This window comes from Rathayibacter sp. AY1A7 (genome assembly GCF_002930845.1).
Taxonomy (GTDB): domain Bacteria; phylum Actinomycetota; class Actinomycetes; order Actinomycetales; family Microbacteriaceae; genus Rathayibacter.
In genome coordinates, this window is the sequence record NZ_PSTL01000010.1 from 95,675 (window position 1) to 108,181 (window position 12,507).

The following is a 12,507-nucleotide window of genomic DNA, read 5'->3' on the forward strand; positions in this document are numbered from 1 at the left end:
GGCGTCAGGCGAGGCCGAGCGCGATCCCGTCGAGGATGTCGTGCGCGGTCGAGCGGACCCGGTCGACGCCCGGCGACGCCTCGTGGACCGCGCGGAGGACCTCGCCCCAGACCAGCGCGCCGGCCGCCAGCACGTCCTCGCGCCCCGGGCGCACCCAGGGGAGGGCCGCCGTCCCCTCCGGAGACAGCGCGGCGAGCTCGTCGCAGGCGGCGAGGACGTCGGAGAGGGGGAGGGACGTCTCGAGCGCAGCGCGGTCGGTGCTGCGGAGGACGTGCGCGGTGATCGTGAGCACGGTCGCGGCGACGCCGACGACGCTCCGGGCCTGCGAGAGGTCGACGGAGGAGGCGGCCAGCGCGGCGGCCACGTCCGCCCGCATCGCCGCGCGCTCGCCCTCCGTCGGTGCGGCGGCCCGGCGGTGGCGCTCGGTCAGGCGGACGCTGCCGACGTCCATCGAGTGCGCCTGCTCCGGCTCCGCTCCGCCGAGCACGAGCTCGGTCGAGCCGCCGCCGAGGTCGACGACCAGCACGGGCCGGGCGGAGTCGACGGCCGAGACCGCGCCGCGGAAGGAGAGCCGCGCCTCCTCCTCGCCGGAGATCGTCTCCGGGGTGACGCCGAGGATCCGCTCGACGGCGGCGAGGAAGTCCTCGCGGTCGGCCGCGTCGCGGGTGGCCGAGGTGGCGACGAAGCGGAGGCGCTCGGCGCCGGCCTCCTGCGCGGCGGCCGCGTACTCGCGGGTGACGGCGAGGGTCCGCTCGAGCGCGGCCGGGTCGAAGCGGCCGGTGCGGTCGACCCCGCGGCCCAGCCGCACGAGCTCGGTGCGGCGCTGGACGTCCCGGAGGCGGCCGCCCTCCACGTCGGCGATCAGCAGGCGGAGGGAGTTGGTGCCGCAGTCGAGCGCCGCGACGCGCGTGGGGGAGGACATCCGCCCATTCTGCCCGCGCGGCCCGGGCCGGAGGCGGGCGATAGCCTGGGGGAGAGACGAAGGAGCCGCCCGTGCACGAACACCACGTCCGCGTCCACCGCAGCGACGAGGAGCTCCCGCGACACGGGCAGCTCGCCCACGCGCTCGCCGAGGTCGCCGCCGATCCGGTCGAGATCGACGACGAGGTCGCCGAGATGGTGGTCAACCGGGTCATCGACAACGCCGCCGTCGCCACCGCGTCGCTCCTGCGCCGCCCGGTCGTCGCCGCCCGCGCGCAGGCTCTCGCGCACCCCGCCTCCATCGGCGGCCAGGGCTCGGTCGTCCTCGGCGTCGACCCGGCCCGCCGGGTCTCGCCCGAGTGGGCGGCCTGGGCCAACGGAGTCGCCGTGCGCGAGCTCGACTACCACGACACGTTCCTGGCGGCCGAGTACTCGCACCCGGGCGACAACATCCCTCCGCTGATCGCCGTCGCCCAGCACGCGGGCATCGGCGGGGCGCAGCTCGTCCGCGGCATCGTCACCGGATACGAGGTCCAGGTCGACCTGGTGCGCGCGATCAGCCTGCACCGGCACAAGATCGACCACGTCGCGCACCTCGGCCCCTCGGCCGCGGCCGGGATCGGCACGCTGCTCGGCCTCGACGTCGCGACGATCGAGCAGGCCGTCGCGCAGGCCCTGCACACGACGACCGCCACGCGGCAGTCGCGCAAGGGCGAGATCTCGAGCTGGAAGGCGTACGCGCCGGCCTTCGCGGGGAAGATGGCGATCGAGGCGGTCGACCGGGCGATGCGCGGCGAGACCAGCCCGTCGCCGATCTACGAGGGCGAGGACGGCGTCATCGCCTGGATGCTCGACGGCGCCGACGCGAGCTACGACGTCCCGCTTCCCGACCGCGGCGAGGCCAAGCGCGCGATCCTCGACACGTACACGAAGGAGCACTCGGCCGAGTACCAGGCGCAGGCGCTGATCGACCTCGCCCGCCGCCTGCACCGGACGCACCCCGAGGCCGCCGACCCCGAGCGCGTCGAGCGGATCGTCCTGCACACCTCGCACCACACGCACTTCGTGATCGGCTCCGGCGCGAACGACCCGCAGAAGTACGACCCGGCCGCGTCCCGCGAGACGCTGGACCACTCCGTGCCGTACATCTTCACGGTGGCGCTGCAGGACGGCGCCTGGCACCACGTGCACAGCTACGCCCCCGAGCGGGCCGCCCGCGCCGACACCATCGCGCTCTGGCACCGGGTCACGACGCAGGAGGACGCGGAGTGGACGCGCCGCTACCACTCCACCGATCCGGGCGAGAAGGCGTTCGGCGCCCGCGTCGAGATCCTGATGACGGACGGCACGACGATCGTCGACGAGATCGCGGTGGCGGACGCGCACCCGCTGGGCGCGCACCCGTTCAGCCGAGAGCAGTACGTGTCGAAGTTCCGCACGCTCGCCGCCGACGTGCTCGAGGAGTCCGAGATCGAGCGCTTCCTCGACCTCGCGCAGCGCCTGCCCGAGCTGACCCCGGAGGAGGTCGGCCGCCTCAGCGTGATCGCCGCCCCCGGCGTCCTCGCCTCGATCGAGCCCCCGCGCGGCCTGTTCTGATCCCGCCGCGGGAGGGTCGTCCGCACGCACGGTGACGCGCGCACGGACGGCCTCCCGCGGCGGGGAGCGCCGTCGTCAGGCGGTCTGCTCGGCGACCCAGTCCTGGATCTCGGCGATGAAGCGCCGGCGCGAGAAGACCCGGCTCCGGGCCCGGAAGGCGTCGACGTCGAGCGCGAGCGCACGGCGCAGCAGGTCGCTCCAGTCCGGATCGCCCTCGAGGTCGGCGATGACGCCCCCGCCGGCGAGGGACACGCTCTCGCGCACTCCGCCGATGTCGGTCCCGATGACCGGCGTCCCGCAGGCCATCGCCTCGACGGGCATGATCCCGAAGTCCTCGACGGCGGGGAAGACGTACACGAGCGCCTGCGCGTAGAGCGCGCGGATCAGCTGGTCGGAGGGCGAGATGACGAAGGTCACGTCGGCCCGGATCTCCTCGGCGTAGGCGCGGAGCCGCGCCTCCCAGGGGCCGTGCCCGGCGATGACGACCGGCAGCCCGGTGCGGGCTCCGGCGTCCATGACCTTCTCGAGGCGCTTGTAGGGGACGAACCGCGAGGCGCCCAGGATGAACGGCCGGGCGAGCGAGTCGAGGAGGCGCAGCTCGTCGTCGTCGAGCGGGGAGCGCCAGTCGGTGATCGTCGAGAGCAGCTCGGTGTTCACCGGCGGGTAGATGACCCTCGACGGCTGGTGCCACGCGTCGCGCACCCGCTGCCCGGTGAAGAGGCTGTTCACCGCGATGGAGGAGGCCTCGGCGGCGCGGAGGCGGTCGATCGGCTTGAGGAGCAGGCTCGCGGTGCGGGCGGCGAGGCTGCTGCCGCGGCCGTCGCGGTCGGGCTCCCAGATGTAGCGGGCCGGGGTGTGCGCGTAGACGAGCTTGCGGGTCGGTCCGCTGGTGCGGACGTGGTGGGCGAAGAGGTGCGAGCTGACCAGCACCCACTCGCGGGAGGCGCCGACCGGGAGCCTCCACGTGGGCAGCATCGCCGGCAGAGCGAGGACCTTGTGGCGGCGCAGCGGCGTGCGCGCCAGCCAGGACTCCGAGACGGGCCTGCCGACGACCTCGGCGCAGTCGCTCCAGAGGACGCGGACGTCGGCGTCGGCGAAGGCCTCGGTCATCGCCTCGAGCACGCGCTCGGCGCCTCCGCGGCGCTCGACCCACTCGTGCACGATCAGGCCGGGACCGACCGGCGGGACGGATCGGGAACGGGTGGTCGCGTCGATGACGGCAGTGATGATGGGCCCCTTCCCCCGGGCGTGCGGTGAGGATCGGGCGGCCATCCGGAGACGGGAGCGGCTCCGAATGCTTATCCGTCGTCGGTGACCGATCAGCAGTGCAGTAGAAGCTAACCGGCTCGTGGAGAAGGAATCGAAAGGCGAGTACGAGTCGTCGCAGAACGACGGGGAAAGGAGAGTCGGATAATCCGGATAAGCCGCGAGCGGAATGGCGAGGATCGTCTGGAGTGCGTCGCGGAGGCGCTATTCCCTCGGAGATCACAACGATGGAGGAGAGTCGCGGAGAGGAAGAAGTCACTCTTTCAGTGACGCCGTGCCGGAAGGATCAGGAGACGCCGATGCGCTGCAGGGTCTGCCACCGCCACTGGTCGCGGACGCCCTCGCGCACGGTGCGCACCGCCCGCCAGCCCAGCTCCCGCTCGGCGCGCGCCGGGTCGGCCCAGCTCGCGGCGAGGTCGCCCGGCCGGCGCCCCACGGCCCGCCACCGGACCGTCTCCCCGCTCGCCCGCTCGACCTCGTCGATCAGCTCGAGGACGCTCGTCGGTGAGCCCGTGCCGAGGTTGTAGACGCGGTGCCCGGGCCGCGCGCGCTCGAGCGCCGCGACGTGCCCGGCCGCGAGGTCGCAGACGTGGATGTAGTCGCGCAGCCCCGTGCCGTCGGGGGTCGGGTAGTCGTCGCCGAGGACGTCGACGCACCGGGAGGGGTCGCCTGCGGCCCGTGTCAGCACGGGCAGGAGGCTCCCCGGCGCCGTGGCCGGATCCTCGCCGATCCGCCCCGACGGGTGCGCGCCGATGGGGTTGAAGTAGCGGAGGCTGACCGCGCGCAGGAGGGGATCGGCGCGCGCAGCGTCGCCGAGGATCTCCTCGATGACGCGCTTGGTCGCGCCGTAGGGGCTCGCCGCGCTGAGCCCGGCGGGGGAGTCCTCCCCGACCGGCATCGCGCCGCCCGGGCTGTAGACGGCCGCCGAGCTCGAGAACACGACGGTGCGGATCCCCGCCTCCGCTGCGACCGAGAACGCCGCGGTGGCGAGCCCGACGTTGACCGTCCAGTACTCGAGGGGCCGCCGCACCGAGTCGCCGACCGACTTGAGCCCGGCGAGCAGGACCAGGGCGTCGACCGGTCCGTGGGCGGCGAGGAAGCGGGTCAGCGCGGCCGTGTCGCGCGCGTCGGCGATCAGGCGGGGGACCACCGAGCCGGTCAGCTCCTCCACCGCGTCGAGGGTCCGCTCGCTCGCGTGCGAGAGGTCGTCCACGACCAGCACCTCGTGGCCGCTCTCGAGGAGCGCGACGGCGGTGTGGCTCCCGATGTAGCCCGCTCCGCCCACCAGAAGGACTCGCATGCGGGGGAGCCTAGATCGGCTCCCGCACGGCGTCGGCGCCGCTGCCGGGCCCGCGGATCCGTCGATCCGCGCCGCCGTCACCCGTGCGCGGGACGCCCTCTGCCGCGGTCGTAGCCCGCGATCGCAGCGGACTCGACGGCGAGCGCGACCAGCTTCTCGCCGACCGGGCGGGGCACCACTCCGAGCGCGGCGTCCGCGACTCCCGCGACCAGTGCCGTCCGCCGCTCGCTCCCGCCGCGGGCCAGGAGGCGCACTACCGCGTCCCACGCGCCGGCTGCGGGCACCGCCTCCCGCACCTGCTCGGGGTGCAGCCGCTCGAAGGTGCGGCGGGCCGCCCCCGAGAGGAACGCGCGGCGGCTGCGGACCGCCGCCGAGACGGAGGCGCCGTGGTGCAGGGCCTCGGCGCCGGGCTCGATCCGCACCGGCACTCCCAGGCGGTGCAGCCGGTAGCCCCAGTCGACGTCCTCCCAGCCGTACTCGCGGTAGTCGGTGCTGTAGCCGCCGACCCGGTCGTAGGTCGTCCGCGTCACCGAGACGTTGCCGCCCCAGTAGCGCCAGGCTGCGTCGGAACCCGCCGCGTAGGCGCCGCGGCGGAAGCGCTCGCCGGCCGGCCGGCCGTAGGCGCGGGAGTAGGCGGTACCCGGGTCGACGTCGGGGCAGAGGCCGACGACGCCGACGACCGCGTCCCGATGGGCCCCGACGTGCGCGGCGGCCCAGCCCGGGCCGGGCTCGAGGTCGTCGTCGCAGCGGATCAGCACGTCGCCCCGCGCGGCGTCGAAGCCGGCGGTGAGCGCGGCGGAGCGCCCCCGGTTCTCGGGGAGCACGACGCGGCGCACGGGCACGGGGGAGGCGTCGAGGGCGCGCTCGCTGGCGTCGACGACGCCGTCGAGGACCACGACCACGTCGAGATCGCGGTGGGTCTGAGCCGCGAGGGCGGCGAGGAGGCGGGGCAGGCGGGCCGCCCCCGCGTAACTGGGGACGACGACGCTCGCGACGCTCATCGGGACTCCTCGCCGCGCGGGCTGCTCTCGACCAGGAGCAGCTCCTCCAGCCCGCTCAGCATGCGCGCCAGGTCGTCGGCGATGGCGCCGGGATCGGTGGAGTGGAGGCGGGCGAGCCGGTCGGCCAGGCCGGAGAAGTCCTGCGGCTCGTCGTCGAGCGCCCGCCAGGTCGCGGCCACGCTCTCGCGCAGCGCGTAGGGGCTGCCCATCGGGGAGACGTCCAGCGGGAGCACCAGGACGCGCCCGTTCAGATCGACGGAGGCCGTGTCCGGGCGGCGCCGCCAGAGAAGGAGCCGGGGGTCATCTGCCATCTTCTCCGAGTCCTCTCCGCTGATCGCCGCCACTGCGAGTAGAAATCCGCCAGCGCCTCTTATCGCGACGCCTCTCTCGCTATGTTTGCCGCCGACGCGCCAAGGGGTGTACGTCGAGCGACAGCACCGGAGGGCCGCCAATGTCGGAGTCTAATCCGCTCGCATCCAGCGATATCAGCGATAAGAAGAGCGCGAATTCCGCGGGCGTCTTCGCACGGCGGACGGTCGTGGCCGGAGCAGTCTGGTCGGTGCCCGCGGTGATGCTGGCGCAGTCCGCCTCCGCCGTCTCGATCAGCTGCTTCCCGGTGGGGACGGTCTTCCAGGCGGTCGCCCGCGGACGCCTCCTCAGCGGCTTCCTCGGCGGCGTGAACCTCGACAATGTCGCCGGTGTCTCGGGCGTGACGGCGACTGCGCCGGCGTCGGGACCGAATCCGCCCGACCCGGTCGTCGTGACGGGCGGCGTCAACGCCACGGTACTGAACGGCATCGCCGTGAACGCGACCGGGCTGACCGGCACGCTCTCCTCCCTCCTCACGCTGGCGGCTCCCGCCACCGTCGGCACTCTCAACCAGTACGCGGAGGCGAGCACCACCGGCACCGTCCGCGGAGCCTCCGGTGCGATCACCAATGCCGGCCAGCTGGCGCTGACCCCGACCTCGGGGAGCTACCCCGACTTCGGCACCGTCAACCTCCGGGCGATCCTCGCGGCGATCGGAGGGGCAGGTCTGGCGGGACTGCTCACCAACGTCGCCGGGCTCACACTGCAGATCGGTGCTCTGACCGGGCGCGCGGCTCTGCAATCGGCCTGCGTTCCCGGATCGGACAATCTTCAGCGCGATTACCAGATCACTCGGCTGAACCTGGTGCTCACCTCGCCGACGCTGAACACGATCGCTACGACGGTGCAGGGCCTCCTCACTGCTGTCTCCAGCCTCACGCTGGGTGCGGCGACGATCAACCTTGCGGGGATCTTCGGCACGGCTCTGCCCGGTGGTGCGCAGCCGATCCAGCTCTTGATCCCGACGACACCCGCGTCCTCGACGAATCCAGCCGTTCTGACGATCGACCTGGCCGCGCTCTTCGGCCCCGCTCCAGGCCAGCCGGGAAACACGCCGTTCGGCTCCTACGCCTCCTACCTGAATGATCTGCCGCCGAACTCGACCCTCTTCTTGGACAACGGGCTGCAGGTCCCTGGCTCGGTGCTCGGTGCCTTCACGGCTGCTCTGCTCACTGAGTTGAGCGCACGCCTGCTGGCGAACATTTCGCTATTAGGTGTGAGCCTGGCCGACGGTGGCGGTGGCACATTGCGGGGCGCCCTCCTCGGGTTGATCAATACTCTGCTGACGGCGACTCTCCCGCCGCTGCTCACGACGCTGCAGAACGCGGTCCTCACCCCGGTCTTCACCGCCCTGCGGGACGTCATCCAGATCGACGTCAACGCGCAGAACCGCTCGACCAACCCGACCGGGCCCGCCGCCCTCGAGGCGCTCCCCGTCGGCCGCTACGACGTCGCGGCGCTCTACATCCGCGCGGTGGGGCTCGTGAACCTGCTCGACCTGTTCATCGCCCGCGGCTCCGTCGGGCCGAACGTCCGCACGGGCTAGCCGCGCGCTCGGCGCCGTCAGGCGCCGTGGACCACGAGGCCGTGCTCGACCATCGCGTCGAGCACGGCCTCGACGTGCGCCCGGGGGTCGCCCGCGGGCGGGGCGCCGTGCTCGGCGACGACGGCCCCGGTCAGCGCGTCGACCGTCGCGGGCGTCCCGAGAACGCGCCACAGCACCGGGCCGATCCCGGTCAGCGTCTCGACCCGCTCGTCGAGGAGGCAGCTGACCACTCCGTCGCGCTCGACCCACTCGACGCCGGCGGCGCGCGCGAGCAGGCCCGGGCCGGGCGCCGCCGGATCGGCCTCTGGTGCATCGGCGACGACCGACGACGGCTCCCCGATCCGCTCGAGGAGGGGCAGCACCGTCTCCGCCTCGCGGTAGCGGAGCACCCGCGCCCCGCCGACGGAGTCGAGGAGCCCGGCGAGGTGGTGCAGCGCTGCGGGCAGCCGTGCGAAGTGGCTCAGCTCGGGCAGCAGCACCGAGAGCGCCTCGTCGAAGGCGATCGGCTCGAGCCGGGGCTCCGCCGGGCCGGACGGGTCGCGGGCGATCAGGAGCAGGGCGGCCAGGCGCAGCGGAGCGTCCGGCAGCGGCTGCAGGCCCATCGCGGCGGGGGAGCGGTGCCGCTTCCAGTCGCCGCCGTCGAGGAGGGCGACGGGCTTCCGGAACGGCAGCACCCGCCCGTCGCGGCGGACGGCGAGCGTCTCGTCGGTCACGTACCCGTACCGCCGAGCGGCGAGGCTCACGAGGGTCGACTTGCCGGCACCGGGCCGCCCGACGAACGCGACGACGCGGCCGTCGGGCAGGGCGACCGCGGAGGCGTGCACGCTGAGCAGCCGGCCCTCGCAGGCGTCGGCCGCCGCGAGGGTGAGCGCGGCGCCGATGTGCTCGGCGAGGGCGTCCTCGGTCGGCTGCGCGATCACTCCCGGCTCCCCGACCGGCTCGGTCAGCGACACCCGGTACTCGGAGCCCGGGCGATCGGCGTCGTCGTCCACGTCGTTCCACGACTCCTCCACCTCCGCCACGAAGCGGTCGGGGACGGAGTCGTCGAAGGTGAAGCGCACGCCGAGCCCGAAGGGGGCGCGGATCAGCCGGCGGGTCATGTCAGGTCCTGTCCGTCCGTCGGAGGTGGTCCCACGCGAGCGGAGCCGTGCGGGCGCCGCGGCGCAGCCGCCGCCACCAGCCGGCCGCCACGTCGATCCGGCGCGGGCCGATGGCGGGGTCGGCGGCGCGCAGGGCGTGGGGAGCGGGGAAGACGGCGCGGGCGAGGAGCAGCGGCCGCTGCCGCAAGCCGGCCGCGCGCACGGCCTGCACCCACCCCGCGGAGGCGTGGGGCGAGCTCGCGTTGATCCGCCACGCCCGCAGCTCGGCCGCGGGCACCTCCCCGGCGCGCGCGCGGATGCCGAGCGCATCGAGGAAGGGCTGCGCGGTCTGGACGGCGCCGAGCTCCTCCGCCGCCGCCCGGAGCGGAGCGTGCAGCTGCGCGCGGGCGGCCACCGCCTCGACGAGCAGGTCGTAGTCGGAGGGCCGCGTGAGGCGCGGGTCCGTGATCTGCCAGGCGTCGCGGAGCGCGTGCAGCGCCAGCACGAGCGCCGAGTCGGCGACGCTCGCGGTCGCGACCGGACGGCCGGCCAGCTCCACGATCCGGTGCCGGCTCCACAGCGCCTCGAAGGCGTCGCGCGGCGGCACGAGGAATCCCGGCCACCGCCAGTGCACGTCGATGTCGACCGGCCACGCGGCGTGCCGGTAGGAGCGCGAGTGCTTGGCCGCGAGCGTCGGTCCGTCCGGCCAGGGCCGCTCGGTCCAGCCGTCGGCGGCCAGGAGGGCCAGGATCCCGGGCAGGTCGTCGGGGGCGACCAGGAGGTCGACGTCGCCGGAGGCGCGGGACGGCCGGAGCCGGTCGGCGGCGGCGGTCGGTCCCTTGAGCACGAGTGCGCGCAGGCCCGCCGCGTCGGCCCGCCGGTGGACGAACGCCGACACGAGCGGCACGGCCTCGTCGGCCCAGAGAACGCCCACGAGCTCCATCCGGTCAGTATTCCAGCGCTCCCGCGGCCCGCGGAGCCCGGCCGGGCCCGGTGGAGCCGGGCGCTCGTCTCGGTGAGGATGGGCGCGCGGGCCGCGGGGGCACCGCACGGAGGCGGGCGGGGCGGCGGATGATCCACGGGGGAGCGGGCGGCGCCGGGCGGCCTCCGGTGGCGCTCGCGACCAACAACGGCGACATCGGCGGCGGCGAGGTGATGCTGCTGAGCATCGCGGAGGCGCTCGAGGCGCTCGAGGTGCCTGTCGTGGTCGTCGGCCCCTCGGAGCCGCGTGCGCTCGTCGCCGCCGCCCTCGCCGCCGGCCACCGGGTCGTCGAGCTCGAGGCCGCGGGCAGACCTGCCTGGATGCGCGCGCTGCGGCGCTGGGACGCGTCCTCCCGCGAGGGCGTGCTGTGGTGCAACGGGCTGGTGCCGGCCGTGGCGACGGCAGGGCGTCCGCGGCGGATCGTGCACCTGCACCAGCGCCCGTCCGGCCTGCAGCGGCTGCTCGCGCCCGTGGCCCGCCGCGGCGCGCTGGCGACCCTCGTCCCCTCCCGCTACCTCGCGGGGGTCGTCCCCGGGTCGACCGTGCTGCCGAACTGGAGCCGCCGCGTCGACCTGCCGGAGGCGCGGCCGCGGGAGGACGGGACGACCGTCCTCGGCTTCCTCGGGCGTCCCTCGCTCGCGAAGGGGGTGCGGGTCCTCACCGAGGCGCTGGCGCTGCTGGAGGCCGGGGAACCGGGCGCGTATCGCCTGGTGCTGGCGGGCGAGCCCCGGTTCGTGGCGGAGCGGGAGCGTCGCGAGGTGGAGGCGGCCCTCGCTCCGGTCGCCGCTCTGGTGGACCGGCCGGGGTGGATCGAGCCCGGCGACCTCTTCTCGCGGATCGACCTCCTGGTGGTGCCGTCGGTGCAGCCGGAGTCGTTCGGCCTGGTCGTGACGGAGGCGATGTCGGCCGGCGTCCCCGTGGTGGTGAGCGATGCCGGTGCGCTCCCCGAGGTCGTCGGCCCGTCGATCGACGCCACGTTCCGAGCCGGGGATCCGCGGGCTCTGGCCGAGCTGATCAGAGCCCGGAAGAAGAGAGGACTATCGGAGTCGCGGGAGAGGGATCGTGCCCGCTGGAACGATTCCTACTCCCCGTCCTCCGGGAAGTCGGCTATCGACGGACTTCTGGCGCGGATGGCCCTCTCCGATGATTCCTGATCCTCCCGCCAGGAGACCGATCCACTTTCCGAGGAATGCCGCGGGGAGCCTCTCCTCCTCCCTCGGGAAAGGACGACGATGACCCGCGAACCGGAAGTCCTCAGAGTGCTCGGACTGTTCCTCAAGCACCCGACACTGCGCCTGGCTCCAGGTGAGCCCTTCGCCCGCGGGAGGCTGCCGTACCGGGCCGACCTCCTCCGGGACGACTCGACGCGGCTCCTCGTCCCCGGTCACGCGTCTCGGCCCGCGCACGTGAAGCTCCGCGACGTCGTGGAGCACCGCACGGGGCTGAACGTGGACACGCAGCTGCGCGCGCTCCGGGCGGTCCGCTCGGCCGACGCGGTGCTCTGCGTGCTCGAGCCGGAGGCGGGCCTCCCCGCGCTGCTCCGGCGCGCGCGGCTCGGGCCGTACGGCCGCACGCCGCTCGTGGTCCTCTCCTGCTGGTGGGCGGAGGAGCTGCTCACCGGCTCGCCGCAGCGGCGCCGACAGGTGGTCCGGCTGCTCCAGGGCGTGGACCGGCTCGTCGTGCTCAGCGAGAACCAGCGCGAGGTCTTCGCTGGCCACGGCGTCGACGAGCGGCGGATCGCACCGGTGCTCTTCGGGGTCGACTCCGACTACTACCGGCCCGTTCCGCCGCGTCCGAAGCGGTTCGAGGTGCTCGCCGTCGGTGTCGACCGCGGGCGCGACTTCGACTCGCTGGTCGCCGCCGCCGAGCGCCTGCCGCACCGGCGGTTCGACATCGTGACCACTCCTGCGCGGCGGCCGTCCCGGGCGCTGCCGGCCAACGTCGTCCTGCACGATCCCGTCCCGGTCGGTCGGCACCGCGACAACCTGCGCGACGCCGAGCTCGTCGTCGTCACCAGCCACGACCTCGCCTACCCGACGGGCCAGAGCGTCCTCCTGGAGGCCTCCGGCTGCGGGACCTGCACGGCGGTCACCGCGAGCGCCGCGATGACCGGCTACGTCCGCGACGGCGAGACGTCCTTCTCGCTGCCCCTGCACGATCCAGCGGGGATCGCGGCGGTGCTGGAGGCGGTGCTGAGCGACGACGGGAAGCGGGCCGAGGTCGCCCGCGCGGGCCGGGAGCGGGTGCTGGCCGAGCTGAACGCGCGGCACATGTGGGCGGGCGTCCGCGCGGTCCTCCGCGACGCGGTCCGCGAGCGCGGCCGCGTCTGAGCGGCGGTCGGCCGGGGCCGCACCGGGCGAGCTCCGTCGCACAGGGAAGGGCCCGCCGACCGGGACCTCCGCGCCCCGGACCCGTGGATCCGCGCCGGATCGGGCGGACGCGGGAGG

At 74.5% G+C, this 12,507-nt stretch carries 11 protein-coding genes; 4 read left to right on the plus strand and 7 right to left on the minus strand.

The window, feature by feature from the left end; translation table 11 throughout:
- Positions 1-4 precede the first annotated feature (4 nt).
- Positions 5-922 carry an exopolyphosphatase gene (locus C5B95_RS09865; RefSeq protein ID WP_104324645.1) on the minus strand — a complete coding sequence of 306 codons (918 nt, stop codon included), beginning with the start codon at positions 920-922 and terminating at the stop codon, positions 5-7.
- A 71-nt stretch (positions 923-993) separates the two neighbouring features.
- Here C5B95_RS09865 and C5B95_RS09870 point away from each other — a divergent pair, with 71 nt between their 5' ends.
- On the plus strand, positions 994-2,517 hold the full coding sequence (locus C5B95_RS09870; protein ID WP_104251037.1) for an MmgE/PrpD family protein: 1,524 nt from the start codon (positions 994-996) through the stop codon (positions 2,515-2,517).
- 75 nt (positions 2,518-2,592) lie between these two features.
- On the opposite strand, the gene C5B95_RS09875 is transcribed toward C5B95_RS09870, so the two are convergent.
- The 4 genes from C5B95_RS09875 to C5B95_RS09890 all read right to left on the minus strand — a co-directional run bounded on the left by C5B95_RS09875 (position 2,593) and on the right by C5B95_RS09890 (position 6,395).
- On the minus strand, positions 2,593-3,789 hold the full coding sequence (locus C5B95_RS09875; RefSeq protein ID WP_104227213.1) for a glycosyltransferase: 1,197 nt from the start codon (positions 3,787-3,789) through the stop codon (positions 2,593-2,595).
- 280 nt (positions 3,790-4,069) lie between these two features.
- Positions 4,070-5,083 (minus strand): UDP-glucose 4-epimerase GalE, encoded by a 1,014-nt coding sequence (gene galE / locus C5B95_RS09880; protein WP_104349058.1) that lies wholly within the window; start codon positions 5,081-5,083, stop codon positions 4,070-4,072.
- Between the two features lie 77 nt (positions 5,084-5,160).
- Positions 5,161-6,084: a glycosyltransferase family 2 protein gene (locus C5B95_RS09885; RefSeq protein ID WP_104326184.1), complete on the minus strand. Its 924-nt coding sequence runs from the start codon at positions 6,082-6,084 to the stop codon at positions 5,161-5,163.
- On the minus strand, positions 6,081-6,395 hold the full coding sequence (locus tag C5B95_RS09890; RefSeq protein WP_146076560.1) for a hypothetical protein: 315 nt from the start codon (positions 6,393-6,395) through the stop codon (positions 6,081-6,083). The genes C5B95_RS09885 and C5B95_RS09890 overlap by 4 nt, the downstream gene beginning before the upstream one ends.
- A gap of 227 nt (positions 6,396-6,622) precedes the next feature.
- Between C5B95_RS09890 and C5B95_RS09895 the strand changes: the two genes are divergently transcribed.
- Entirely contained in the window at positions 6,623-7,999 is a 1,377-nt protein-coding gene (locus C5B95_RS09895) for a choice-of-anchor G family protein (protein ID WP_104319715.1), read from the plus strand.
- A gap of 17 nt (positions 8,000-8,016) precedes the next feature.
- On the opposite strand, the gene C5B95_RS09900 is transcribed toward C5B95_RS09895, so the two are convergent.
- Together C5B95_RS09900 and C5B95_RS09905 are read right to left on the minus strand one after the other, a co-directional pair.
- Positions 8,017-9,099 (minus strand): PqqD family protein, encoded by a 1,083-nt coding sequence (locus C5B95_RS09900; protein ID WP_104349060.1) that lies wholly within the window; start codon positions 9,097-9,099, stop codon positions 8,017-8,019.
- A gap of 1 nt (position 9,100) precedes the next feature.
- On the minus strand, positions 9,101-10,021 hold the full coding sequence (locus C5B95_RS09905; protein WP_104349061.1) for a nucleotidyltransferase family protein: 921 nt from the start codon (positions 10,019-10,021) through the stop codon (positions 9,101-9,103).
- 128 nt (positions 10,022-10,149) lie between these two features.
- Here C5B95_RS09905 and C5B95_RS09910 point away from each other — a divergent pair, with 128 nt between their 5' ends.
- Together C5B95_RS09910 and C5B95_RS09915 are read left to right on the plus strand one after the other, a co-directional pair.
- Entirely contained in the window at positions 10,150-11,214 is a 1,065-nt protein-coding gene (locus tag C5B95_RS09910) for a glycosyltransferase family 4 protein (protein WP_104258161.1), read from the plus strand.
- Between the two features lie 78 nt (positions 11,215-11,292).
- Complete coding sequence (locus C5B95_RS09915) at positions 11,293-12,390, plus strand: glycosyltransferase family 4 protein (RefSeq protein ID WP_104349062.1); 1,098 nt, start codon at positions 11,293-11,295, stop codon at positions 12,388-12,390.
- Positions 12,391-12,507: the final 117 nt, after the last annotated feature.